The sequence below is a fragment of the Moorena sp. SIO3I6 genome (assembly GCF_010672095.1).
Genome location: NZ_JAAHHU010000432.1, coordinates 1 through 3565 on the forward strand (window position 1 = coordinate 1; position 3565 = coordinate 3565).

A 3565-nucleotide genomic window follows, 5' to 3' on the forward strand; every position below is an offset into this window, starting at 1 on the left:
CATCTCCCCATCTCCCCATCTCCCCATCTCCCCATCTCCCCATCTCCCCATCTCCCCATCTCCCTACTCCCTACTCCCTACTCCCTAGAATGGAAGTACCTAACCCGATTGATAACTCCTATCTCATCCATCGCAAATGGATGAGTGTTGCCATAGAGATTGCCCAGAAAGCTGGTGAAGCGGGTGAGGTACCAGTGGGTGCCGTGATTGTAGACAGTGAAGGTAAGTTAATTGCTACAGGAGAGAATCGTCGAGAGCGGGACAAAGACCCCACTGCTCATGCCGAAATCCTGGCACTCCGTGCTGCTGGTCAACAGCTGCAAAGCTGGCATCTTAATACCTGCACTCTCTACGTTACCTTGGAACCTTGTCCCATGTGTGCCGGAGCGATTATCTTAGCACGACTCGGTCTTCTGGTTTATGGTGTGGACGATCCTAAAACTGGCAGCATTCGCACCGTTGCTAATCTTCCTGATAGTGCTTGTTCTAATCACCGGTTGCCAGTAATAGCGGGAATTATGGAATCCGTTTGTCGGGAACAGTTACAATCTTGGTTTACCGAGCGACGCAAAAGACAATAGCAATTCGACCTTGGGTGAGTTGCTGACACCCTTGGGGTTTTAGGGAGTAGGGAGTAGGGAGTAGGGAACAGGGAAGAAAGAACAGGGAAGTCGAACCTGGGCAAAAATTCTTTGTACCTCCGCAGTCTTCATGGAGTTGCTGATCTGACTCCCGATCTCCCGATCTACCGATCTCCCAATCTACCAACACTTCCAACACTTCCCTCTCTTTCCCTACTCCCTACTCCCTGCTCCCTGCTCCCTTACCCCTAAAACTGATTAACTTTAGCAAGTTAACTTCAGCCACACCATTAATAGCCTTCCTATAGATAGCTAACATATCAGGGCATGACACCACAAGAAGTGTCCTGTGAGTGTCAAATATTGAGTTCGAAACCACATACAGTAGAAGTGAAGGTTAAGGATTTAGTAAAAACCCTTGATCATTCATAGTTTAGCTCTACTTGCAGTAAGTAGGATTGACCAATGACAACAACGCTAAAAAGCACTTCTGATTATGGTAACGATCACGGTAACCCCATAAAAGCCATGTCTGTAGATTCTGGTATTTGCCACGGGTTAATTAACATTATCTATCCCTTAGCACGGCGTGTTGTCATTCCGTTTCATTTTGGTCAACTTACCGTAACAGGGCAAGAGAACGTTCCTAAGACAGGTCCTATTATTTTAGCTCCCACCCATCGCTCTCGTTGGGATGCGTTAATGGTTCCTTACGCCGTTGGTAAACCCGTAACCGGACGTGACTTGCGGTATATGGTCTCAGCCAATGAAATCTATGGCCTACAGGGTTGGTTGATCCGTCGCCTAGGAGGGTTCCCCGTAAATACTGGACGTGGAGGAATTAGCAGTATCCGCCACACTGTGGAACTTCTGAGTAATGGCGAAGCACTGGTAATGTTTCCTGAAGGCAATATCTTCCGTAATGGTGAAGTAAACCCCTTAAAACCTGGTATGGCTCGTATTGCCTTGCAGGTAGAATCATCTCACCCTGGTATTGGTCTCAATATTGTACCGATTTCTCTTAATTATAGCCAGCCTATCCCTACATGGGGTTGTGATGTCACAGTTACTGTTGGATCCCCGATTAGTGTAGCAGATTATAGTACTCAGTCAGTTAAAAAAGGAGCTGCACAGCTTACCCATGACCTGCATACAGCGATGACCAACTTAGACAAGAGTTATCCACAAGACTGTTCCAAAAAAAAGCTCCTGTAGAGTACAGGAGCTGTAAAAATCACTTAGCTATTAGTTAGCTATTAATTAGCCATTAATTAGTCTTTCTTAGTCTGATTTATCATTGAGTTTTCACTCAATAAAATCACCTAGTCAAGGTCAGGCATACTAAGTACTGCTTCAGTTTCACGCTCAATACCTTTCTCGAATCCAGCAGCGGCAGCCCGTGCACGACCAGCGTGCCAGAGGTGACCAACTAGGAAGAAGAAAGCCATCACAAAGTGGAAACTAGCCAACCAAGCACGAGGGTTGACATAGTTGAAGGAATTTGCCTCAGTAATAATACCACCTACAGAGTTGATGGAACCGTTAGGAGCATGGGTCATGTACTCAGCAGCACGACGTAGCTGCCAAGGCTGAATGTCATTTCTGAGCTTGTTAACATCCAGACCATTGGGACCCCGTAGAGGCTCCAACCACGGACCTTGGAAATCCCAGAAGCGCATGGTTTCACCACCGAAGATGATTTCACCAGTAGGAGAGCGCATCAGGTATTTACCCAGACCAGTAGGCCCTTGGGAAGACGCAATGTTAGCACCTAGGCGTTGGTCACGGGCTAAGAATACGAAAGACTGAGCTTGAGACGCTTCAGCATTGGTAGGACCATAGAACTCGCTAGGATAAGCGGTGTTGTTGAACCACACGTAGCAAGAGCAAATGAAGCCCATCATGGACAAGGCACCTAAGCTGTAGGAGAGGTAAGCTTCTCCAGACCAGACAAAGGCACGACGAGCCCAGCCGAAGGGTTTAGTCAGAATGTGGAATACACCACCAAAGATGCAGATCAGACCAATCCAGATATGACCGCCGATGATGTCTTCCATGTTGTTGACACCAATAATCCAACCTTCACCACCGAAGGGAGCATCGACTAAGTAGCCGAAGATCACACCAGGGTTCAGGGTTGGGTTAGTGATCAAACGAACAGCACCACCACCCGGTGCCCAAGAGTCATAAACACCGCCGACGAACATAGCCTTGATCACCAGCAAGAAGGCACCCAATCCTAAGATGATCAGGTGGAACCCGATGATACTAGTCATCTTGTTCTTATCCTTCCAGTCGTAACCAAAGAAGTTAGAATAACTTTCTAAGGCTTCAGGACCACGAACGGCGTGATAAATACCGCCAAAGCCCAATACGGCAGAAGAAATCAGGTGTAGGACACCAATAACAAAGTAGGGGAAAGTGTCAATAATTTCGCCACCAGGACCAACACCCCAACCTAAAGTAGCCATGTGAGGGATTAGAATCAATCCCTGCTCGAACACAGGCTTTTCGGGAATGTAGTGAGCAACCTCAAACAGGGTCATTGCGCCAGCCCAGAAAACGATCAGGCCAGCATGGGAAACATGAGCTCCCAGCAACTTACCGGAGAGGTTGATTAGACGGGCATTACCAGACCACCAGGCGAAACCGGAAGATTCTTGGTCGCGATTGCCCGCAACCATACCAATATTATTAGAGAGCGTTACCACGCGGTAGTACCTCCTCAGGGAACTCAAAGTTTTGGTGAGGTTGGTCTGCTGGAGCCATCCAAGCCCGCAGACCCTCATTTAGCAAAATGTTCTTGGTATAGAACGTTTCAAATTCTGGATCTTCTGCTGCCCGGATTTCCTGGGACACGAAGTCATAGGCTCGCAGGTTCAATGCTAAACCTACAATTCCTACTGCACTCATCCACAAGCCAGTTACTGGCACAAACAACATGAAGAAGTGTAACCAGCGCTTGTTGGAGAAGGCAATTCCGA

The 3565-nt window shown here is 47.6% G+C and carries 4 protein-coding genes and 1 pseudogene; 2 read left to right on the forward strand and 3 right to left on the reverse strand.

The genetic code is table 11. From position 1 onward, the window contains the following. Nucleotides 1-89: 89 nt before the first annotated feature. Entirely contained in the window at nucleotides 90-581 is a 492-nt protein-coding gene (gene tadA, locus F6K49_RS37395) for a tRNA adenosine(34) deaminase TadA (protein WP_293018128.1), read from the forward strand. Here tadA and F6K49_RS37400 read toward each other — a convergent pair. Further along, entirely contained in the window at nucleotides 556-780 is a 225-nt protein-coding gene (locus tag F6K49_RS37400) for a hypothetical protein (protein WP_293018127.1), read from the reverse strand. The genes tadA and F6K49_RS37400 overlap by 26 nt on opposite strands. Before the next feature lie 266 nt (nucleotides 781-1046). On the opposite strand from F6K49_RS37400, the gene F6K49_RS37405 reads away from it, so the two are divergent. Further along, the gene (locus tag F6K49_RS37405) at nucleotides 1047-1796 is read left to right on the forward strand and encodes a lysophospholipid acyltransferase family protein (protein WP_293105139.1); all 750 of its coding nucleotides are present in this window, start codon (nucleotides 1047-1049) and stop codon (nucleotides 1794-1796) included. A 107-nt stretch (nucleotides 1797-1903) separates the two neighbouring features. Here F6K49_RS37405 and psbC read toward each other — a convergent pair whose 3' ends face one another. Together psbC and F6K49_RS37415 are read right to left on the reverse strand one after the other, a co-directional pair. After that, nucleotides 1904-3265, reverse strand: a complete 1362-nt coding sequence (gene psbC, locus F6K49_RS37410) for a photosystem II reaction center protein CP43 (RefSeq protein WP_293037087.1) — start codon at nucleotides 3263-3265, stop codon at nucleotides 1904-1906. Nucleotides 3266-3275: 10 nt separating this feature from the next. After that, a pseudogene (locus F6K49_RS37415) lies at nucleotides 3276-3565 on the reverse strand (photosystem II D2 protein (photosystem q(a) protein)); the annotation flags it as partial.

Excerpts from the sequence above, each read along its gene's own strand:
- tadA (WP_293018128.1), top strand. The coding sequence starts at position 90 with ATGGAAGTACCTAACCCGATTGATAACTCCTATCTCATCCATCGCAAA.
- psbC (WP_293037087.1), bottom strand. The coding sequence starts at position 3,265 with ATGGTTGCGGGCAATCGCGACCAAGAATCTTCCGGTTTCGCCTGGTGG.
- F6K49_RS37405 (WP_293105139.1), top strand. The coding sequence starts at position 1,047 with ATGACAACAACGCTAAAAAGCACTTCTGATTATGGTAACGATCACGGT.